This is a genomic window from Pseudomonas gingeri, assembly GCF_013386165.1.
Lineage (GTDB): Bacteria > Pseudomonadota > Gammaproteobacteria > Pseudomonadales > Pseudomonadaceae > Aquipseudomonas > Aquipseudomonas gingeri_C.
The window spans coordinates 805523-826327 of record NZ_JACAOS010000003.1 but is presented as its reverse complement, the minus strand read 5'-3'; the positions used below and the strand labels follow the sequence as shown (position 1 = coordinate 826327).

Annotated in this window: 21 protein-coding genes; 3 read left to right on the top strand and 18 right to left on the bottom strand. The window is 63.3% G+C overall.

All coding sequences use genetic code 11. The annotated features are described in order from the left end of the window. Window positions 1-145: 145 nt before the first annotated feature. From HX866_RS08235 to HX866_RS08200, 8 genes are all read right to left on the bottom strand, one after another. Window positions 146-907: a 1,6-dihydroxycyclohexa-2,4-diene-1-carboxylate dehydrogenase gene (locus tag HX866_RS08235; RefSeq protein WP_177138922.1), complete on the bottom strand. Its 762-nt coding sequence runs from the start codon at window positions 905-907 to the stop codon at window positions 146-148. A 10-nt stretch (window positions 908-917) separates the two neighbouring features. Beyond that, window positions 918-1940, bottom strand: coding sequence for a benzoate 1,2-dioxygenase electron transfer component BenC (benC, locus tag HX866_RS08230; RefSeq protein ID WP_177138920.1), 1023 nt, complete (start codon window positions 1938-1940; stop codon window positions 918-920). Between the two features lie 10 nt (window positions 1941-1950). Beyond that, window positions 1951-2439 (bottom strand): benzoate 1,2-dioxygenase small subunit, encoded by a 489-nt coding sequence (gene benB / locus HX866_RS08225; RefSeq protein WP_177138918.1) that lies wholly within the window; start codon window positions 2437-2439, stop codon window positions 1951-1953. After that, window positions 2436-3812 (bottom strand): Rieske 2Fe-2S domain-containing protein, encoded by a 1377-nt coding sequence (locus HX866_RS08220; RefSeq protein ID WP_177138916.1) that lies wholly within the window; start codon window positions 3810-3812, stop codon window positions 2436-2438. Before HX866_RS08220 ends, benB begins: the two co-directional genes overlap by 4 nt. Before the next feature lie 85 nt (window positions 3813-3897). After that, the gene (locus tag HX866_RS08215) at window positions 3898-4866 is read right to left on the bottom strand and encodes an AraC family transcriptional regulator (RefSeq protein WP_177138903.1); all 969 of its coding nucleotides are present in this window, start codon (window positions 4864-4866) and stop codon (window positions 3898-3900) included. 100 nt (window positions 4867-4966) lie between these two features. Continuing rightward, a complete protein-coding gene (gene catA / locus HX866_RS08210) occupies window positions 4967-5872 on the bottom strand; it encodes a catechol 1,2-dioxygenase (protein WP_177138901.1) in 906 nt (301 codons plus the stop codon). A gap of 53 nt (window positions 5873-5925) precedes the next feature. Then, the gene (gene catC, locus HX866_RS08205; protein ID WP_177097830.1) at window positions 5926-6216 is read right to left on the bottom strand and encodes a muconolactone Delta-isomerase; all 291 of its coding nucleotides are present in this window, start codon (window positions 6214-6216) and stop codon (window positions 5926-5928) included. A gap of 28 nt (window positions 6217-6244) precedes the next feature. Continuing rightward, window positions 6245-7366 (bottom strand): muconate cycloisomerase family protein, encoded by a 1122-nt coding sequence (locus HX866_RS08200; protein ID WP_177097829.1) that lies wholly within the window; start codon window positions 7364-7366, stop codon window positions 6245-6247. Between the two features lie 102 nt (window positions 7367-7468). On the opposite strand from HX866_RS08200, the gene HX866_RS08195 reads away from it, so the two are divergent. Further along, complete coding sequence (locus tag HX866_RS08195) at window positions 7469-8341, top strand: LysR family transcriptional regulator (protein ID WP_177097828.1); 873 nt, start codon at window positions 7469-7471, stop codon at window positions 8339-8341. A gap of 82 nt (window positions 8342-8423) precedes the next feature. Then, window positions 8424-8837, top strand: coding sequence for a hypothetical protein (locus tag HX866_RS08190; protein ID WP_177101890.1), 414 nt, complete (start codon window positions 8424-8426; stop codon window positions 8835-8837). A gap of 16 nt (window positions 8838-8853) precedes the next feature. Here HX866_RS08190 and HX866_RS08185 read toward each other — a convergent pair whose 3' ends face one another. Then, window positions 8854-10140 (bottom strand): chloride channel protein, encoded by a 1287-nt coding sequence (locus tag HX866_RS08185; RefSeq protein ID WP_177097826.1) that lies wholly within the window; start codon window positions 10138-10140, stop codon window positions 8854-8856. Window positions 10141-10320: 180 nt separating this feature from the next. Between HX866_RS08185 and HX866_RS08180 the strand changes: the two genes are divergently transcribed. Next, a complete protein-coding gene (locus HX866_RS08180; RefSeq protein WP_177101892.1) occupies window positions 10321-10977 on the top strand; it encodes a peroxiredoxin-like family protein in 657 nt (218 codons plus the stop codon). A gap of 27 nt (window positions 10978-11004) precedes the next feature. On the opposite strand, the gene HX866_RS08175 is transcribed toward HX866_RS08180, so the two are convergent. From HX866_RS08175 to HX866_RS08135, 9 genes are all read right to left on the bottom strand, one after another. Beyond that, window positions 11005-11892 carry a LysR family transcriptional regulator gene (locus HX866_RS08175; RefSeq protein WP_177097824.1) on the bottom strand — a complete coding sequence of 296 codons (888 nt, stop codon included), beginning with the start codon at window positions 11890-11892 and terminating at the stop codon, window positions 11005-11007. An 89-nt stretch (window positions 11893-11981) separates the two neighbouring features. Next, on the bottom strand, window positions 11982-12224 hold the full coding sequence (locus HX866_RS08170) for a DUF1652 domain-containing protein (protein ID WP_177097823.1): 243 nt from the start codon (window positions 12222-12224) through the stop codon (window positions 11982-11984). 142 nt (window positions 12225-12366) lie between these two features. Further along, window positions 12367-13848 carry a helix-turn-helix transcriptional regulator gene (locus HX866_RS08165; RefSeq protein ID WP_177138900.1) on the bottom strand — a complete coding sequence of 494 codons (1482 nt, stop codon included), beginning with the start codon at window positions 13846-13848 and terminating at the stop codon, window positions 12367-12369. A gap of 81 nt (window positions 13849-13929) precedes the next feature. After that, window positions 13930-14652 (bottom strand): alpha/beta hydrolase, encoded by a 723-nt coding sequence (locus HX866_RS08160; protein WP_177097821.1) that lies wholly within the window; start codon window positions 14650-14652, stop codon window positions 13930-13932. A 68-nt stretch (window positions 14653-14720) separates the two neighbouring features. Further along, window positions 14721-15758: a purine-nucleoside phosphorylase gene (locus HX866_RS08155; protein ID WP_177101901.1), complete on the bottom strand. Its 1038-nt coding sequence runs from the start codon at window positions 15756-15758 to the stop codon at window positions 14721-14723. 30 nt (window positions 15759-15788) lie between these two features. After that, window positions 15789-16769, bottom strand: coding sequence for a nucleoside-specific channel-forming protein Tsx (locus HX866_RS08150; protein WP_177138898.1), 981 nt, complete (start codon window positions 16767-16769; stop codon window positions 15789-15791). 329 nt (window positions 16770-17098) lie between these two features. After that, window positions 17099-17329, bottom strand: a complete 231-nt coding sequence (locus HX866_RS08145) for a hypothetical protein (protein ID WP_177097818.1) — start codon at window positions 17327-17329, stop codon at window positions 17099-17101. 112 nt (window positions 17330-17441) lie between these two features. Next, on the bottom strand, window positions 17442-19616 hold the full coding sequence (locus HX866_RS08140) for a hypothetical protein (protein WP_177138896.1): 2175 nt from the start codon (window positions 19614-19616) through the stop codon (window positions 17442-17444). Next, window positions 19603-20805 carry a DUF3142 domain-containing protein gene (locus tag HX866_RS08135; protein WP_177124797.1) on the bottom strand — a complete coding sequence of 401 codons (1203 nt, stop codon included), beginning with the start codon at window positions 20803-20805 and terminating at the stop codon, window positions 19603-19605. Before HX866_RS08135 ends, HX866_RS08140 begins: the two co-directional genes overlap by 14 nt.

Genomic DNA, 20805 nt, shown 5'->3' with positions numbered 1-20805 from the left:
GCTCTGGTCTGCGCCTCGCAGGACGACAAACCCCTGGCTTCCTCGTCCAACGTCTGAGAAAAATAGGGGGTTATGCGCGGAATCCGCTCCGCTACAGCGGATTTAAGCCGATCCGAGTGCCGAAACACCCGGACGGAGAAGGGGGTCAGCCCAGGTCACCGCCTCCCACCGGCAAGGTCACCCCGGTTATATAGGAGGCGTCTTCAGAAGCGAGGAAAAGGATCGCCCCGGCCTGTTCATCGATGCGGCCGTAACGTTTCATCAAGCTGCTGTCCACGGTCTGCTCGACGATCTGTCGGTACCAGGCTTGTTCATCCGCACTGGGTGTCTGGGTGTTGCGTGGGATACGCCGTGGCGGCGCATCGGTGCCGCCCGGTGCCGTGGCATTGACCCGAATTCCACGCCCGGCGGTCTCGAAGGCCAGACACGCGGTCAAGGCATTGATCCCGCCCTTGGCCGCGCCATAGGGCACCCGATTGACCCCGCGAGTCGCCACCGACGAGACATTGACGATCGCCCCGCTGCCCTGCTCCAACATATAGGGCAACACCGCATGACAGCACCACAGGGTCGGGAACAACGAGCGGCGGACCTCGGCTTCGATCTCACTCTCCTGGTAGTGCTCGAAAGGCTTGGCCCAGATAGTTCCGCCGACGTTATTGACGAGGATATCGATCCGCCCGAAACGCCGATGAGCAGCGCCCATGACTTCCGTGCAGCCGGCATGCTGCTCCAGGTCGGCGGTCAGGCTGAGGGTGCGCTCGCCGCGCAGCTCATGGACCAGTTCGGAACGGTCCACGGCCACCAGCCAGGCGCCCTCCTCCAGCAAGCGTTCGGCCACTCGCCGGCCGATGCCCTGGGCCGCGCCGGTGACCAGCGCGACCTTGTCCTTGAAACGTGGGTTCATCACGATCTCCTCAGGCGGCATGGCCGGTAGCGACGGTATTGGCGGTGAACTTCTCATACAGGAAGTTGCTCGGGGTCACGCCTTCGGCCTTGAAATGCTGGCGTACGGCATCGACCATCGGCGGCGGTCCGCACAGATAAACGTCGACCTCACCCGCGTTGAGCATCTCGGGCGCGATATGTTGGGTCACATAACCCTGGCGTGGATGCAACGTCTGCGGGTCGGAGACACAGGTGACGAAGCTGAAATTCGGCAAGCGCTCGCACAGCCCCAGCAACGCGTCGAGCATGACCAGGTCCTGGTCCCGGGAAACCCCATAGATCAGGTGGACCGGCTGACGTTCGCGGCGCTCGGCAAGGACTTCGAGCATCGACAGAAACGGCGCCAGCCCGGTGCCGCCGGCCAGAAACAGCAGCGGCCGGGTCACTACGCGCAGATAGAAACTGCCCAGCGGCCCGCTCATCGAGACCTTCTCGCCGGGTTTCGCCCGGCCCAGCCAACCACTCATCAACCCGCCAGGGACATGCTTGATCAGAAAGCTTGCGTGGCAGTCACCGGGCAAGCTGCTGAACGAGTACGAGCGCGTCTGTTCGCTGCCGGGAACGCCGATATTCACGTATTGCCCCGGCAGGAACACGGGAGCCTGGTCGAGTGAAAAGCGAACTTCCAGGGCCGCATCGGCATGGGCGGTGATCTCGGCCAAGGTCGCATCGAACCGCGAGGTGCCGGTCTTGCAAGCACTGGACGGCACCGGCACGGCCAGCACGCAGTCGCTTTGCGGAACCATCTGGCAGGTCAGCACCTGTCGCTGCTCGACTTCATCGGCCCCCAGCGCTTCCTCCAGATACTCTTCGCCGAGGTCATAGACGCCGCTTTCACAACGGCATTTGCAGGTGCCACAGACGCCGTCGGAACAGTCCATGGGCAGGTTGATCCGCTGGCGAAAGGCGGCGTCGAGCACCTTTTCACCGGCTTTGCAGTCGATAAAACGGGTGACCCCGTCCTCGAAGTTCAGGGCGATGCGGTAGGTCATGTGGTCACCCTCAAATATGATAGATATCAATAACCTGGTGGATATAGTCGTTGTTGAGTATCACCTTCTTGCGGGTGATCAACGGCTGTTCTCCGCTGACATCCAGGTGATAGAACGAGGTCCCGAAGTAGGCGTCCGTGGTCTTGTAGCGATGGCTGAGGGTGTGCCAGTTGAAACGCAACTCGACCTCACGTTCATCGCCGCCGAGCACTTCCAGATTGGCGATCAGGTGCAGGGTGCGCGGTTGCGGGGTACTGGCGCTGGAGCGCTCGGTCTTGATCCGGAACACACGGTCTTCCAGGCCGTCGCGGTTGGGGTAGTAGATCAACGAGATCTCGCGCTGCGGGTCTTCGGTCAGGCGGTCCTGGTCATCCCAGGCGGGCATCCAGAACTGCGCCTGCGGGCTGTAGCATTGCAGCCAGTCGTCCCATTGGTGGTCGTCGAGCAAACGGGCTTCGCGGTAGAGGAAATCCAGCAGTCGGTCGCGTGAGACGTTCATGCCTGGCCCTCCTTGTCCGTGGCAATCAAGCCCTGGCGCTCGCGTTCCAGCGCCGTGAGCAGGCTGGCGGCCCAGTGCGCATGCTGGCGTACGAACAGACCCTCGTCCTCGGTCTTGATACCGCTGAGCTGCGGGTTCATGCCCATTGCCCGAGCGTTCTCGTCGGCGCCTTCCAGCCATTGTTTCGCCCCGCGACTGAGATCGTTCCACAACGGAGTCGAACCCTGGTAGCCGGTCTGGCAGGAACGAAACTCCTCCAGATCATCCGGCGTGCCCATGCCGCTGACATTGAAGAAATCCTCGTACTGGCGGATGCGGGTGGTGCGCTCCTCGGCGCTTTCGCCTTTGGGCGCCATGCAATAGATGGTCACCTCGGTCTTGTCCACGGCGAGCGGCCGCACCACGCGGATCTGCGTCGAGAACTGGTCCATCAGGTAGACATTGGGGTACAGGCACAGGTTGCGGGTCTGATCGACGATAAAGTCGGCACGTTCCTGACCCAGGCGTTCGACCAGGGCCTGGCGATGGGCATGCACCGGACGCACCTGCGGGTTGAGCAAACGGGTCCAGAGCAGAATATGACCATGCTCGAAGGCGTAGACGCCGCCCAGGCTTTTCGACCAACCATTGGCGTCCACGGTGCGTGTGCCCTCGGACTCATAATTGCGCCGCTGCATGGTCGCCGAGTAGTTCCAGTGCACGGAACTGACGTGGTAACCATCTGCGCCATTCTCGATTTGCAGCTTCCAGTTGCCGTCGTAGACATAGGTCGAACTGCCGCGCAGGACCTCCAGGCCTTCGGGGGCCTGATCGACCATCTGGTCGATGATGATCCGGGTTTCCCCCAGGTAATCCTTCAGCGTTGGAACCTGCTCCGACAGGCTGCCGAACAGGAACCCGCGATAGTTCTCGAAACGCCCCAGGCGCCGCAGGTCGTGGGAACCGTCGCAGTCGAACTGATCGGGATAGGCGCCGGTCTTGCCGTCCTTGACCTTGAGCAGCTTGCCGCTATTGCTGAAGGTCCAGCCGTGGAACGGGCAGGTGAACGAGCCTTTGTTGCCTTGCTTGTGTCGGCAGAGCATGGCGCCACGGTGGGCACAGGCGTTGACCAGGCCATGCAGCACGCCCTGCTTGTCGCGGGTGATCACCACCGGTTGGCGGCCGATAAAGGTGGTGAAGTAGTCGTTGATCTCCGGGACCTGGCTTTCATGGGCCAGGTAGACCCATCCGCCTTCAAAAATGTGTTTCATCTCCAGAGCGAAGAGTTCGGGGTCGGTGAAGATATCGCGGCGGCAGCGGAAAACTCCGCGAGCGGGGTCGTCCTGAACCGACTCGCGGATCTGGCCGGCGAGTCTGTCGAGTGTCTCGGTCATGGGCTGGGCCCTCCATTGTTCTTGTCTCAGGCGCCCTCACCTTATGCCTGCCCTGACCGTCACAATATCCGCCCCCTGCAAATCGCTATCCGCCCAGCGCAACCGCCTCCTGCCGACGCCGCCAGGTTTGCGAAGGCAGCTCGCCAAAGCGCTTGCGATAGGTTTCGGAAAAGCGCCCCAGGTGCACAAAACCATGGTCCAGTGCCACTTCGGTGACGCTGCGGGCGCCCGGCAACTGAAGCACGGCGTGCACCCGCTCCAACTTGCGTTGGCGTACATAATCGCGGGGCGAGAGGCCGACATGGCGCTCGAACAGCAAGTACAGGGAGCGCTCGCTGACCCGCGCCACCTCGCGCAGTTGCGCGATGCCGATCTCATCGCGCAGATGCGCTTCGATAAACTGCCGTACCGCCTCAAAGCCGCTGCTGTCCCCGGTATTGGGGCAGACCCGCTGGACATTGCTCGCCATCAGCCCCAGCAACTTGCTGGCGACAATGCGCTCATACAGCGCCTGCACTTCGGGCGCCGCACAGCTCTCGGCTTCGTGGCAGATCAGCGTCAGCAACGGCACCAGACCGTCCAGCCCGGCCAGGTCGCGGCGCTCAGCGTCGAAGCGGATGCCCTGGCGCGGCAGCAACCAGTGTTGGTCCAGACAGGCATTTTCCAGCAGCCGCACCGGCAGTTTGACGATAAATTTCTCGCAGTCGGCCGAATACGTCAGGTCCACCGGGTCATCCGGGTTGATCAGCAGGATCTCACCGGGGGTATAGATCCGCTCCTCGCCACGGGCGCTTGAGCGGCAATGTCCGCTCAGGAGAATCTGCAGGTGGTAGATGGTCTCCAGGGCCGGCGACATCACCTGGACCCGGGCGCCGTAGCTGATGCGGCAGAGGTCGAGACTGGAAAACGTGCGGTGCTTGATGCTCGCCTGCGGACGGCCTTTGGGCGGCAGGCGAATGCAATGGCTGCCGACATGCTGATTGACATATTCGGAGACCGCGTAGGCATCGGCCTGGTCGAAGATTCGGCTGCGCTCACTCAACAGGGTGGTCATGGAATAAGCCTCTGTTGTTGTTCTATTCAAGGCTGGCGTCACGACAAAAGCCCCGCGGGCAAATGCACGCGGGACCTGTTACGCCGGAACGCGGCGAGGGTCAGGCTTCGAGGGCCCGCACCCGCTCACCCTTGTCCTGCTCCTTGGCGGCGTCGGTCGACTGCAGGGCGAAATCGAAATCGATCTCGGCACGCCGACCGCTGGCGTCCTCCTTGAAGACCACCTGCGCAATCAACTCGTCGCGGGTTGCATAGGCGAAGTCGTCGTGCAGGTACGGATCACCGGCCAGGTTGATCTGCGTGGTCAGGTGGCGGTGCCCCGGAGCGGAAATAAAGAAGTGGATATGCGCCGGGCGCTGGCCGTGTCGGCCCAGCTGATCGAGCAACTGCTGGGTCGGGCCGTCCGGCGGGCAGCCGTAGCCGGACGGCACGATGCTCTGAAAGCGATAACGACCTTCGGCATCGGTGCGGATGCGCCGGCGCAGGTTGAATTCCGATTGCGACGGGTCGAAGTAGGAATAGGTACCGCCGGTGTTGGCGTGCCAGACATCGACAATCGCGTGGGCCAGCGGCTTGCCTTCCAGGTCGCGGACCTGGCCGCGCATCAACAGCAAGGTGCCCGGATCAAGACCGTCATCGAGCCGTGCCTGCTCCTCGCACAGCGGCGCGCCGGCCACATACAAGGGGCCTTCAATGGTCCGTGGGGTGCCGCCGACATGGCCGGCCTGCTCGTCTTCGGCATCCAGCAACAGGTCGAGGTAATGTTCCAGGCCCAGGCCGGCGACCAGCAAGCCAGCCTCCTGACGGCTGCCCAGCTCGTTCAGGTAGTTCACCGCCTTCCAGAACTCTTCAGGGGTGACTCGCAGGTCTTCGATCAGGCGGATGCTGTCGGTCAGCACGCGATGGACAATCTGCTTCACCCGTGGGTTGCCGGCCGGTTGGTCAAGACCGGCGGCACCTTCGAAGAAGCTCTGGACTTCGGCAGTTTGGGAAATACGAACGGTCATGCTGGTGTTCCTCATCATTGTTCTTGTGGATGCAAACCTTGGAAAACCCGGGCTCAGCGGTCGTCGGCATGGACCGAAGAAGGATGCCTGCACAGCGCCATGACCTCGATCTCCATATAGGGATAAAGCGGCAGTTGCATCAAGGTGTCGTGCAATGCCTGGGCATCCGGCACATCGAAAACGCTGACATTGGCATACAAGCCGGCGATGCGCCAAAGGTGGCGCCAGGTGCCTTCCCGTTGCAGGCGCTGGGCCAGTTCGCGCTCCTCGGCCTTGAGCTGCGCGGCCTGTTCGGCGGGCATGTCAGTGGGCAGTTTGACGGTCATGCGGACGTGAAAAAGCATGGTGTGAAGGTCCTCTCGGTTCAGGAAGTCAGTGGCGGGCAAAGCGCGCCAGGCGTGCTTCATCGAGTTGCAGGCCAAGCCCCGGGGTACGCGGGATCAGCAACTGGAAATCACGATAAGTCGGCGGTTCGATCAGAATGTCTTCGGTCAGCAGCAACGGGCCGAACAGCTCGGTGTGCCACTCCAGTTTGTCGAGGGTGGCGAAAGCATGCGCGGCTGCCAGGGTGCCGATACTGCCTTCGAGCATGGTGCCACCGTACAGGCCGATGCCCGCTGCCTCGGCAATCGCTGCCGTGCGCAATACCGCGCGGGGGCCACCGGTCTTGGCGATCTTCAAGGCGAAAATGCTCGCGGCGCCCATTTGGGCCAGGGCAAAGCTGTCCTGCACCGACTCGATGGCTTCATCGGCCATCAACGGGATCGGGCTGTGGGCACTCAGGCGCACCATCCCCGCGCGATCATGCCGGGACAGCGGTTGTTCGATCAGTTCGACCCCGGCATCGGCCAGTTGCCGACAGGCGCGCACCGCCACCGCCTCGCTCCAGGCTTGATTGACGTCCACCCGCACGCTGGCGCGGTCGCCCAGGGCACGCTTGATCGCCGCGACATGGGCGATGTCCCGGGCCGGTTCAGCGGCGCCGATCTTGAGTTTGAAATGCCGATGGCGGCGCAAGTCGAGCATGCGCTCGGCTTCCTCGATGTCCTTGGCGGTGTCGCCGCTGGCCAGGGTCCAGGCCACTTCCACGCCGTCCCGCAGCCGGCCACCGAGCAGTTCGGCCAGCGGCAGCCCGAGGCGTTTGCCCTGGGCATCGAGCAAGGCGGTCTCCACCGCCGAACGGGCGAAGGTATTGCCACGAATGGCCCGGTCGACCCGCTGCATGGCGGCGTTGACATTGCTGGCGTCCTGGCCGACCAGCAGCGGCGCGAACCAGGTATCGAGGTTGACCTTGATGCTTTCCGGGCTTTCCCCGGCGTACGCGAGGCCGCCAATGGTGGTGGCCTCGCCGATGCCGACGATGCCATCGCTGCAACGGATACGCAGGATAACCAGCGTCTGCCCGTGCATGGTGTGCATCGCCAGTTTGTGCGGCCGAATGGTGGGCAAGTCGACAATCTGGGTATCGAAGTGTTCGATCGTTACAGCGCTCATGGCGTATCCATCTACGGAGTGTTTGTCTTCAGGCCATGATTGACGCTCCAGGCGGCGCCGGTCCAATATTGAATAAGTCTCGCTTCATACCCAGGAGGTATCGTGGAGCTTCGTCATTTGCGTTATTTCAAGGTGCTCGCCCAGACTTTGAACTTCACCCGCGCGGCCGAGCAGTTGAATATCGCCCAGCCGCCCCTCAGCCGGCAGATCCAGCAACTGGAGGACGAGTTGGGGGTTGCGCTGCTGGAACGCTCGCGGCCGTTGCGCCTGACCGAGGCCGGGCGCTTTTTCCAGGAGCATTCCAGCCAGTTGCTCGAGCAATTGGATCGGGTCTGTGAGGACACCCGGCGCGTGGCGGCCGGTCGCAAGCGTTGGCTGGGTATCGGCTTTGCGCCGTCGACCCTCTATGGCGCCCTGCCCGACCTGATTCGCCGCCTGCGCAGTTTCGGCGATATCGAACTGGGCCTGTCGGAGCTGATTACCCTGCAACAACTGGAGGCGCTGAAAAGCGGGCGGATCGATATCGGTTTTGGCCGGATGCTCTTCGATGACCCGGCCATCGTGCAGAAAGTCCTGCGCCAGGATCCTCTGGTCGCGGCCTTACCGGCCGGGCATCCGCTGCTCGGGCGGCCGGTCAGCCTGCAAGAGTTGGCTACGCAGCCCTTTATCCTCTACCCCGCCAGCCCTCGGCCGAGTTATGCCGACCATGTCCTGGGGGTGTTTGCCGGGCATGGCCTGAGTATCCACGTGGCGCAGATGGCCAACGAACTGCAGACCACCATCGGCCTGGTGGCCGCCGGGGTCGGCATTGCCCTGGTGCCGGCGTCGGTGCAGCGCCTGCACCGGGATGACATCGGCTATACGTCGTTGCAGGACAGCAGCATCACCTCGCCGATCGTCCTCAGTTACCGCGCGGGCGATGTCTCGGAGGTGTTGCAGCGTTGCCTGAAACTCTTGAACAGTCATGACGAGTAGCACTTTTTCGAGCGCTTTTCATTTGTCTGATCACCCGGTTGGTTGCAAACTGGAAACCTGCCGTGATCTACAAGGAGCCAGAATGACCGAGCACAGCACAGGGGTCACCCTCACCGCCAAGGGCCTGGTGTTCGAGGATGACTGCGGCGAACCCTTTGTCCAGGACGACGCCGTGCGCGGGTTGCTGGAGAAGGTCTTTGCCGATAGCGGTGTCGATATCACCGCGATCCGCACCCAGAGCCAGTACAAGAAGGCCCTGCGCCATGTGATGATCAGTTCGATCCAGGGGCCGGGCGGTGTCGAGGCGATCCTGGCCATGGCCTTGCAAGGGGTCGAACTGCTGCATCAGCAATTCGCCGGACGCGATGACTTCCAGTCGCGGCTCTGTGCGGGGGCGTTGCAAGGCCTGCTCAATGGCGATGCCGATGGCCTGGCCAAGGCCAAGCGGGCCAGCAGGATCCTCGCCAGCGGTTTGCGGCCAGTCCGCGACCTCTAGGTCCCCATCAGGGGAATCAGCGCTTTGGCCGGCCGATCACTTCACACAAACGACTCATGCACACCGATCCCACCACCGCGAGGATGATCGGAACCAGGAAGTCGTGATCGATCCGGGTGAACTCCGCCACCAGCACAATGGCCGTGATCGGCATGCTCATCGACGCCCCCAGGAACGCCGCCGCACCGACAATGGCAAACGCCCCCAGGGCGATACCTGGCCAGGCCAGGCTCCATAGCCCACCGAGAAGAATCGCCATCAACGCGCCGACGGCCAGGGCTGGCGTCAACAGCCCGCCTTCGGCCCCGGCGCGCAAACTGGCGCTGGTCACCAGCACCTTGGCCACCAACAAGGCGGCCGCCAGCCCCAGGGTCAACTCACTGTCAAAACCCAGCTGCGCCGGCCCCTTGCCGTTACCCAGCACCTGGGGCAGATAGACCGCCACGCAACCGATCAGGGTGAAGTTGATCAAGGACAGCAGCGGCAAACGCCAGCCGCGGGCGGCATGGATCCGGGCGCGGCCGGTCAGTTGCACGAAACCATAGGCGCCGAGCCCGAACAGCGGCCCGGCCAGCACCGACCAGGCCAGCAGTCCCGGTGTCAGGGTCAGGCTTGGCACCACGTATTGCACCTGCGCGCCCAGCCCGACCCACGCCACCGCGGCGCCAATCGCCGACGTCGCCAGGGCCATGATTGCCGCCGGCCAACTGAAGGCCACCAGTAATCCTTCCAGCACAAATACCGCGCCACCCAACGGCACGTTATAGACCGCCGCCAATCCGGCCCCTGCCCCACAGGCAATCAGCATACGATGGGTTTCGGGCGCCAATTGCGCCTTGCGCGATAACCAGGCGCCGACCAGGGCGCCGATCTCCCGTGGCGCGACTTCGCGGCCCAGCGGCGAGCCCAAGGCAACCGTGATGATTTGCAGCAGCGCATGACACACCGTGGTCTTGGGCGGCATCGCCGGCCCGTCGGGCGCCACGGCTTTCTTGATGCCCACCAGCGGCCGGCCGAACCGGTAGATCGCCCACCAGCCCAGACCCGCCACCAGGCCGCAGAGCGCCAGGACCAGAATCCGCCGGGACGTCGAGGCGCTGCTGACGCCGATCAGGAAACTTTCATGGCTGGTCAGGCTATCCTGGCCATAGCCGTAGGCCAAATGCTGGATTGCATGCAACAGCATCGCCAGCAACGTACCGCCGAGGCCGGCACCGATGCCGGTCAGGATCACCACCAGGCAGAGGACGATTCTGGAACGAACCGTGGTTTCAGTGTGTAGCGACGATTCCGGCAACGCCATTCAAGACTCCGCGAGGTCAGGTGCACAACGACCGGATGGCCGCACGCCGAAAATGATTATCCGGCATTCCTGGCAAGAATAGGAGCTATGCCAACGCACTCCCTACCGGGCCCACGGTCGGCCTGTGACCATGACCTGGCGATTGAACGATCAATCACCGGGACTTATCAGGAAACCATCATGACACTGCAAGCAAAACTCGATGCTTTCAAAGCCGACTTCGTCGGCGGCAAACCGCCTTACAACGCACCGCCCCAGGTCCATGCGGTGATGAAACGCGCCACCGACGAACTGATCGCCAGCGGCTTGGCCGAGCGCGCCCTGAAAGTCGGCGACAAAGCCCCGGTCTTCACCCTCGACGATCCCGACGGCCATCCGGTTTCCTCCCTGGAGCTGTTGTCCAAGGGCCCGCTGGTGGTGAGTTTCTACCGGGGCGTGTGGTGCCCTTACTGCAATATGGAGTTGCAGGCGCTTGAGGAAGCCTTGCCGTCTTTCCACGAATTGGGCGCCAATCTGGTGGCGATCTCACCGCAGATCAAAGCCAACAGCCGCAAATCGGTGCGCCAGAACAACCTGAGCTTCCCGATCCTCAGCGACACCCGCAGTGCGGTCGCCGCGGCCTTTGGCCTGCGCTTCGAACTGCCGGACTATCTGGTGGAACTGTACAAGGGTTTTGGCAACGACCTGCCGACCTTCAACGATGACCCGAGCTGGAGCTTGCCGATGCCGGGGCGTTTCGTGATTGGTCAGGACGGTATCCTGCTCTACGCGGAGGTGAATCCCGACTACACGCAGCGTCCGGATCCGTCCGAGTTGCTGCCGGCACTGCGCGGTTAAGCCATGGCCGCCACTGCGGTGGCGGCCTCAAGGGTTCGCCAGCAACTGCTCGACATAAGTGACAAACGCCCGGGCCTTGGCGCTGGCCATGCGCCCGCTCGGAAACACCGCCCACAGGTCCAGGCCCGGCAGTTGCCAGTCCTGGAGCACCTGACGCACCTCGCCACTGGCCAGTTCCGGGGCGAACATCCATTCTGACGACATGGCCAGCCCCAGGTGCGCCAGCACCGCCGTGCGCACGCCTTCCGCCGCGGATACCCGCACCCGCCCCGACACAGTGACCGCTTGTTCGCTGTCGCCACAGCGGAACAGCCAGTGGGTGCCACCGCCGTTCTGCGAATAAATCACCGTTTGATGGTCCACCAGCTGCGCCGGTGACGTCGGCTCGCCCTGCTGCTCGAAATACGCCGGAGTGCCCAACACCATACGCGGGCATTCGCCGATCTTGCGCGCCGTCAGCCCGGAGTCACTCAACTCGCCCATGCGCAACGCCACGTCGATACCTTCTTCCACCAGGTTGACGCTGCGATCATCCAGCACCACATCAATATCCAGCCCCGGGTGCAAAGCCAGGAATCCCCCCAGGTGCGGCAGCACATGCAGCCGCGCAAAGGTCACGGCGGCGCACACCCGCAGGGTTCCGGTCAGGCTGGAGCCGGCGCCCCGTGCGGCCAGTTCCGCCTCGCTGGCCTCTTCAATGGCGCGCTTGGCCCGCTCGAAAAACGCCGCACCGGCTTCGGTTGAGGTCAGTCCCCGGGTGGAGCGCAACAACAGTCGCACTCCCAGGTGCTCCTCCAGTTGCGCGACGGTCTTGGACACCGCCGGTTGGCCGACCTCGAGCCGCCTGGCCGCCGCCGAGAACGAGCCGGTCTCGACCACACAGACAAAGGTTTCCATCGCCGACAGCCGGTCCATCCTGTTTCTCCCCACCCTGGTTGATTCGCGGTAGCCGGCAGTCTGCCACGCCCAGAGGATTTAACCAGTCTCGGGTTGCACTGGGTCGGCTAACGGGCAGCGGACTCCCGTTCAGCCTTGAGCGTATTGGCCGCAAGCTCCTCGCGCAGTTCCTCAAGCAGCCGCAGCGCCCCTTCGCGTTGGTGCAACACGCTAAGGGAAATGCCCGTGACCATCAGGTCGACCCGCCCGCTCTCGGGATCATAGACCCGGACGCTCAGCGAAGCGTCGCCCGGCACACATTCACAGGCCAGGGGCGCAAAGCCCTTTTCGAGCAAGCTACGTAGTTCCATTAGAGAGAGCACACCGGTGAGTCCCGTACCTGGTTATTCGTCACGCGGGCGGCCCGCCCGCGCGTCAGGCAACCATGCTAAGAAAAACCGGGGGCGCTTATACACCCGTATATGCACTGGTGGCACTGGTGCATTTGCACCGTCAGCGCTTGCTGACAAACAGGCCACGCTCGCGGGCCCAGACAATCGCCTCACTGCGGCTGTGCACGGACAGCTTGGAGTACACCGTGGCCACGTGATTGCGCACGGTATTGAGGGCCAGTTTGAGCCGCGCGGCAATTTCCTTGTCCGCCAGACCTTCGCAGATCAAGCCCAGCACATCGCGCTCACGGGGCGTCAGGTCGGCGAAGGAAAAGCCCGCCAGGTTGGGCGCGCTGACATTTTTCACCGTGGCGAGCTTTTCGATCAGTTTCTGGCTGAACCAGGACGCGTCCTGCATCGCCGCCTCGATGGCCGCTACCAACTCCTGCTCCGAACGCTTGCGCTCGGTGATATTGGTCAGCACCAGCAGGTAGCATGGTGCGTCCTGGATCAGCACGGTGTCGGCCGACAGCACGCAATCGATGGGCTCACCGTCTTTCTGGCGGATCCTGAGGTCCAGGCCCTCCAGGCTACCGGCTTTTTCCAGGGCCACGAACAGCTGCTCGCACACCCCGGTGTCCTCGATAAATCCCACGGCCTGGACGCTGTGCCCGAGCAATGCTTCGGCGGAATAACCCGTGATGTTCAGGAAGGCTTCGTTGGCGTCCATCAACTCCTGGTTGTCCGCACTGCAGAGCAGGGTCGGTACCGGCGTCAGGCGAAAGGCCTTGGCAAAACGCTCTTCGCTCTGGCGCAAGGCGATTTCGATCTTGCGCCGTGGCTCCAGGTCCATGAAGGAAAACAGCATGCAACTGTCCTCGTGGATATCCAGGGGCTGGCCGGCGACGATCACCAGTTTGCGGCTACCGTCCGCCAGCCTTATCTCGGCTTGCATCTGCGGAATGGTCGCGCCCTCCCCCAGGCGCTGGATCGCCAGGTCCCGGCGCTCGGCGTCCTCGAGCACATCGAGTTCGTAGACCGAGCGGCCGATGACCTGCTCGCGGCTGTAGCCGGTCATTTCCAGGAAGCCCTGGTTGACCTTGACGTAACGCAGGTCGCTGAGCCGGCAGATCACTGCGGGTGCCGGGTTGGCGCCGAAAGCTTTCTCGAAGCGCTGCTCGGCACTGGCCCAGTCGCTGGCATCGCTGATGATCAGCACCAGGGACTCGGGTTCGCCGGCGCGGTTGGTCAGGATCATGCTGCGGATACGCAACACGCACAGGCGCTGTTCCTCTTCAGCCTGGACAGTCATCTCGACCACTACATCGTCAAAGGTCTCGCCATTGGCGACCCGGACAATGGGGTACTGGTCAGCGCTCAGCGGATGGTTGTTGCGATAACGCAGGTTGAAGCGTTCGCGGTACTGCTCGGCATTGGCACCCAGCTCGCTGAGCTGGCTGACGCCATGCATGGCCAACACCGCCTCGTTGGCCCAGAGAATGCTCTGGTCGACTTCGATCAGGATCACGCCTTCGGACAAGCCGGCGATGATCTGCTGCAATTGACGGCGGTTGGTTTCGGTCGCGAGGACATCCTGGCTCATCGTTTCTCCCAAATGGCCGACAGGGTCAAGCATCTGACCCCGGGGCAACGTGCAAGTGCAGTCGGAAGAACGATGGGCCGATCAGTGTTTCAAGGAAGCACTGATCCAGTTTTTCAGATCCTCGACTTCCGTGGCGCTGATGGTGTGGCCGACACCGGGGTAGGAATGAAACTGCGGCTCGATGGACAGGCCCTTCAACACGCCCAGGGTCTCGGTCGCGCCGGCGTAAGGCACCTGCGGATCGGCCGTGCCGTGGCCGATAAACACCTTCAGCGCGGCGTACTTCGGCCCGCCCTTGAGTTCCGCGCGCAACGCCGGCAGCACCCGGCCGCTGAGGGAGGCGATACCGCGCAGGACCTCGGGATGCCGCAGCGCGACCTCATAGGTCATCATCGCGCCCTGGCTGAAGCCCACCAGGAACACCTTGTCCGGCTGGGTGTGGTACTTCTCGGTGACCCGGGTGACAAAGTCGGTGATGGCCGCGGCGCTCTGGCGCAGGTCGTCGCTGTCGCCGTCATACTGCGCCGCCCCGACCTTCTTGTGGAACCATTGATAAGCGCCCAGGTCCAGCTCCAGGCGGCCGCGCACCGACAGCACGGTGTAGTTGGCCGGGAGGTCGTCCTTGATGCCGAACAGATCGTCTTCGTTGCTGCCGTAACCATGCAGGAAGATCACCAGCGGCTGGTCATGGGTATCGGCATTGGCCTGCGCCTGGTAGGTCAACGGCATATCGGCGAGCAGTTCGGCCTCTGCCGCCGAGGCGGTGCAGGCCAGCAACAAGGCCAGGGCCAGGGGTTTGAGCATGGTCGGGGGTCTCCGGGCGATCGGTGGGGCGGCCAGCTTAGCACTGGCGACCCGCCCCACCGAACCACTCAGTTCTCGGGAACGCCGTGTTCCCAGGCCTTCCAGTTGCCGAGAATCGCCTGGACCAACGGGTTGCCCGCGCGGTACAGGTTCTCCAGGGCCGGGACAAAGCCACCCTGGTCGGCGTACTTGAGCAGGTTGTCGACTTCGCTGTAACCCGGATAAGGCCGGTCGAAATCCGAGCCGGCACGCACCACCGCCAGGCGGTTGATGTCCACCCGCCCGGCCCTGCTCGCCCGCAGCAAGGCTTCGTAGGTCGAGTTGTCCTCCTGCTGGGTGGTGCAATAGACCCCCTTGTTGTCCGTCAGCAGCCGGGTCCAGACTTCGGCCCGCTCACTCAGGCGCGTCCCGGAAAACCAGGTGTTGCCCGCCAGGGTGTCACACTGGGTCACGACCGGCGCCTGGTTGGCCGGTGCGTAGGGATATTTGACCCGCCAGGCTGCCGATTCCTTGCTCTCGCTCAAAGTGACCTGATGCGACAGGGCAAAGGCCTTGGCTTGCAGCTTGGGGTTGAGCTCGAAGACTTCGGTCTTGTAGTCCAGCGGCGGTTTTTCGTTCGGGCCACGGGTGTTGATGCCGATATAGCCGGTGGGCCAGTCTTTCGGCGCATCCCGCGAATCCAGCTCCCACTGGGTGCCGAACTCCACCAGGTAGTGGGCCCAGGCGGCCGTGCCGATGGTGCCCTGATGCGGGTTGATCCCGGCAATCCCGGCAATCAGGAAATACGACTGGCGCAGGTCGAACTGCGGCGACAACGCCAGGGCCAGGGTCGACGCCGTGGCATTGGTCTGGCCCATGCCGGTCACCAACAGGCAGGTGTCCTGGTCATTGCAGTGAATGTTCGGGTACTCGGCGCTGAGGCCCGGCAGCGGAATTTCGCGCTTGAGGGCCAGGCGCTCGATCCAGGCCTGGGCTTCCGGCGCGAACATGGTGATAAGCATGACCTTGGGTTTGATCGGTGCCGCTGGCGCGGCCCAGGCGGCCTGTCCGGCGAGGCTGCCGAGCAGCAGGCCGGCGATCAGGGAATGACGAGTCACTGTGCGCATGAACGTTCCTATCAATGAGGGTTTCAGGTTTCAGAATTGGTAGCCGACGCCGGCGTAATAACCCCAGCCATTGGAACGGGCGCGGAAATCGTCGTCGCCGAAATTCAGTTGGCTGCCGTCCCGCCAGTTGCCGCCGTTATGGAAATAGCGGCCCACCAGCGTAAAGCGCAAATGTGTAAAGGAATACAGCAGCACGTTGGTCGCCACCGTGGCGTTGGCGGTGCGCGCCGGGTCGGTCTTGTGCAGATCGGAACCGAAATCGAAGTTGGTGAAGCCGATATAAGTCAGCGACGCGCCGTTGCTGAAGTGGTCGATGGGCACGATGTATTTGAGTTGAGCGCGGTAGCCGTCCCACGAATATTCATTGCTCGCCCCGTAGTTCTCCCACTGGTAGCGGCCATAGAAGTTGGCCGACAGATTGACCCGCGAATGGGTGTCGATGTCGGTGCCCAGGCCGCTGTACAAGGTGTTGGCGCGGTTGGCGGTGCGGCTGCCGTGGTCGTAGATCCAGTCGAAGGCCACATACCATTCCTTGAACGGGCCGATCGCCAGGCTGCGTCCGCTCAGGGCGTCGATGGAGATCCGTGGTTCGTGCTCCATGAACACTGGCGAGCCGTGGTCCCAGGCACCCTGGTCGTGGCTGTTGCCGACGCCGAAGACCTTGGGGATATCGACGTAGCCGTACAGCTCGAACGGGCCTTTGCGGCCGAAGTATTCGTACTCCAGGTAGACGTCATCAGCCGGGCGTGGCCCGAAGCTGATGTCCTTGCTGCCGATCACCGTCAGGTCCTGGCTGAACCAGTCGGACAGGTAGGCACCCTGCTTCGCCGGCGGTGCGGCCTCGGGGCTGAGTGTTTCGCCCTGGGCGGACTCATCGACAGGGGCCGGTTGGGCCTGGGTCTCGCTGTGGGTCAACAACGCCAGGCTGCCGAACAGCAGGGGTAGCGCAAGACGGGTAAAACGCGGGGATGGCACGATGTGCCGATACAGCGGCTGGAACAAGACGGACATTGAAACTCCCTGTTTTTATGGTGCTCGGAGGAAACGGCCAGGCGTACCTTCCTCCGATGGTGCGGCACTCCCTGGCCTCACCCATAGCCTTACACAAGCTTTATAAAGCGCCTACAAAATATTGAAATATATGGAAATAGAATATCGAAACTGTCGATTGAGTCAGGGATTTCGGGGGCGCAGCTGAAAGTCAGCCTGCCGGCTGATCGCGAGCAAGCTCGCTCCTACAGGGGCCGGGCCAGTAACGGTAATTTGTGGCGTGGCCCCGAACGGTGGGAGCCGGCTTGCTGGCGATGGCGTCAGCAAGCGCACCAAGGCTGCCACCCGGATCAAAGCGCCTGGAGACGCTCGACGATCTGGTTCTTCACTTTCAGTCGCCGCTCCTTCAGCACCCTCAACGGATCATCCGCCGCCTGGGCCGATTCGGCCGCCAGCACTTCCTTGTCGATATCGTCGTACTGATCAAGCAACTGGTTGAGCCTCGGATCCTTGCTCCTGTGCTGCGCAAGCGCCTCTTTGTCCAACTTCAGGTCCGCGAGCAAATCGTGCTTGACCGGCATATCGTCACCTCTTGGGTCTGTGGGCAATACATGAAGCACCAGAGCCGCCAACTTCATGAAAAGTTCAAGGCGATGCATCCCTAAGCAATAGCACGCCTCGGCCCACCCTGCCTCAAAGCTTCGCTTTACGCCGACGCACCCACAATCCCGCCACCGCGCCCAGCACCGCCAGAACACCGACGATCAACAGCACCTTGTAAGGTCGCAACGCCGAACGCACGGCGTTCAGCGGCTGGGTCAGGTAACGCTTGTTGGCCTGGTCGAAGTTCGGCTCCTGACACTGCTGGCCGAAATTCGTCGCCCAGCTCACATACGGGCCTTGCTCGACATAACGCTGGTAAAGCTGGATTTCCTCGTCGCTCCCCGCCACCCAACTCGCCGCCTTGCACAACACCGCGGCAAACGCCTGGCTGCTGTGGGGCAACTGATCGGCGGCCTGGTTGGCCAGGTCCATCGCGATCCAGCGATAGTGATAACGCCGGTCGGGCTTGGCCACGGTAGCCTGTTGCCGCTGGATTTCCGCGGCTTCGAGAAACGGAGCCGGCTGCAACGGGGGCACATCCAGGCTGTAGTAACCGTCCAGGGAGCGGTAATCCGGCGCCATCTCGTAGCCGAGGATTTCCATGCCTGACTTGCGCGCCAAGGTGGCGGCGGCAAATAGCGATTCGGCGCGCCCGGTGGAGGTCCAGCGCGACACCGCTTGCTGGCGAGCACGACCATAATCCTGCGCCGTGGCCTGCAACTCGGGGCTATCGAAATACTGCGGCGCCTCATCAAAGCGCCCCTCGCGCAACAGGCGACGCGCGAGCAGTTCGCGCAACCGCGCGGCCACCGGACGTCGCACGTAGTTATCCTTGTCCTCGAGCTTGGCCGCCGGCGGCGCGGGCACATGGGCATCGACGTAGGTTTTCAGCTCGTCGGTGCTCAGTACTCGCTCGGCCACCGTCGCGGCATCCAGCCAGTAGATATCCTGGCTGCGGTAGAGCTGGTCGAACGCTTGCAGGTAGTCGCCACGGTCCAGCGCGAGAATTGCGCTTTCACCCTCGACCCGGCAGCCGGGCTGCACGGTCTCGAAGCTCCAGTCCGGCGCCCGCCGCGAGCCCCAGGCTTCATCCTTGGGAAAGGCCTGGGCCGCTTTGGCATAAGCGGCTGCGGCCTGAACCTTGTCGCCGTCGCGCAGCGCCAGCTTGGCCCGTACCCACCAGGCCAGGCCGCCATCGCCGGCATGTTCGACAAAGGTCTTGGCCCCTGCGTAGTCACCCTTCTGATAGCTCAGGGCCGCCAGGCGATCGGCGTTGTCCACACTACCGGCAACACTCGCCAGCAACACCTTGGAAAGCCGCTTTTGCTGCTCCGGCTGCTCATCGAAAGATTCACCGCCACGGCTCAACACATACGCGGTCACCAGCATCTGGACATTTTTATCCTTGAGCAAGGTGCTCAATTCGGCATCCGGCTTCTTCGTCAACTCACCAACGACCTGCAACAGCGAGGAGTAACCGGTGTTGGACCCCAACTGGCTCTGGCTGGCATACAGCGCGATGGCGCCATCCCAGTCGTTGTCGAGCAGGGCCAGTCGGGCCTCCTCACCGAGACTGGCAATCCCCAGTTCCAGTGGATCGCTGAAATCCCCGGCACTCAAGGCCCGTGTCTGCTGGAATGCAAGCCGGGCCTGGGCCAGCAACTGGGCATCGGTGACCACCGCAGCCGGAGCGCTACCCTCGGCGCCGTCGGGGCCAGCTTGAGCCTGGACACTCAGGGCGACCAAAGACCGTCCCAGGGAATACGCGGCCCAGGTGCTACGCAGTTTGCGCTGATCGGCCGGCAACGCCAGGACCTGGCGAAAGTAGTCCACGGCCCGTTGCGCGTCACCAGCCTCGAAGGCCACGGCACCGGCGGTGTACAGGCGCAGTTCGGCCGGCAGGCTCGCGCCCTGGGTTTCCACCTGCTGCGGGTCTTGCAGATTGCGCAGGCGCGTCACCTCGGCCCGCAGGTTTTCCGGCAGCTCACTGGCCTCCACCTTGTCCCGTTGCTCGCGATAAGGCTTGTTGCTGTCGTCGCTTTCCCAGTACGGCGTGAGGGTCGCCTCGGTCGCCGCTTTCAAGCCCGTGACGGCTTGCGCGAAGCGCGTGACTTCGAAGGCGAAGTTGGTTTCCGGAAGATCGGCCAGGGACTGTGCTCGATCGTTCAGCAGGCGCAAGGGGAAGTCCGGGCCGCAGGCCAATGCCGACAGCGGCAGACTGAGGGACAGGCACAGCATGTGCCGAGGCCAGTTACGGGTAGACATTCCACGCTCCTTGATCGATTCGGGTACAGCGCGCCCAGCCGAGCGCACGTTGGCCACCGGCGGCAATGCGCGCGCTGGACTGGCGGGTAAAAATGAGCTGCTTCGAGGTTTGCTGCAAGGTATAGCCATTGATGCCGTCGACGCCATCACACTGCTCGGCGTTGAGTACCACCCGCTCGGGCAGCGGCTGGTCGAGATTGCCGAGGTTGGCCAATGCTATGTCGTAGAGACCGTCTCGGGCCGACAGTTCAACTTGCCATCGGCTCGAGAGCGTCTCGCCACGGGCCACCGCACGCAAGGTCGTCAGGCTCCAGGCCCGGCGATCACCGGGTAGCGGCAGGCGAAACCAGATCAACCCGGCCAGGTGCGCCGGCGGTTTGCTGCGCAGTTGTTGGGCCAGGGTTGCCAGTTGCTGCGGATCGGCCAACAGCTCGCGGCGCTCACCGCCCTGGTTCAGCGGCACTTCGCTTTCCACCACGAGCCCGCCCTGATCGTCCGGCAGCAAGGCGATGCCGTACGCCGGCAACGCCAGGTAAAACGGCTTGTCGCTGACCCGGCCCCAGCGATCAGCCCAGTCCCTGGCTTGTCCGGGATTGAACAGGCCAAGCCTGGGGTTGCTCACGGCGTGGACTTGCAACACGCTGCTGTCCACCGCCTGCAACAGGGCCGGCAACTGCGGGCTGTCGAGCCACGCCGGCAAGGCGGTAATGCTCAGTTTCAATGAGGATGGCAGCAGGCCGCGCAGCTTGACCAGGAAATCGGTATAGCCCGACAGGCGCGCGCTGCCGCTGTCATGGTCGATTTCCAGCCCGGCGGGCGTCACACCGCCGGCCTGCCAAGCTTCGAGCAACTGGGCAATCTGTGTGCGCGCCAGGTCCAGATCCAGGGCCGGAAGCTGACCATCGAGACGCACCACCGCGATCACCGGCCGGCCATCGGCCTTGAGTTGTGCCAAGTCCACCTGCGCCCTGCTCCACCCGGCCTTGGGCTGGGCTTGAAGTGCGAGGACGCGCAAGGTCGAGAAATCGGCGCGGCTCTGCGCCAGGGCCTGCTCATGGACCGGACGCCATTGGCGTTGCCAGATGTAGAGTTGTTGGTCGAGGGCCGTTGCGGGTTCGGGCTGGCAGCCGCTGAACAGCAGGAGCAGGCCAAGGGGAATCAGCCTGCGGGCAGAAAAACTCAAGGACAT